This window comes from Dellaglioa sp. CoH-57-MRSF-21 (assembly GCF_056781915.1).
In genome coordinates this window covers 1-233 of the sequence record NZ_JBXAXU010000261.1, presented here as the reverse complement: position 1 = coordinate 233, position 233 = coordinate 1, and the positions used below count along the sequence as shown (strand labels likewise).

General features: G+C 57.1%; 1 protein-coding gene. It reads right to left on the bottom strand.

Annotation, left to right across the window (positions count from 1 at the left end):
* A partial coding sequence (locus AC1RPQ_RS08700) for a toprim domain-containing protein (RefSeq protein WP_481762385.1) occupies positions 1 to 233 on the bottom strand: 233 nt, incomplete at both ends.

Here is a 233-nt window from a genome sequence, read left to right as displayed (position 1 = left end):
GTTGAAGCACGGGCCGAATGACTTCGGTCGCTTTGATACCTGCGCAGTCACCGTCCATCATGAGAATCGCGCGTTTAACACCACCCAGACTAAGGTGACGCGCCTTCTCACGCGAAAACGACTGTGTGCCGAATATGCAGAGTGCGGGAATCCCCGCAAGAATCAGGCGTAGCGCGTCACGCTGCCCCTCGACGATGACGACGGTGCGTGTCCCCATTTCCTTCATCATGTTC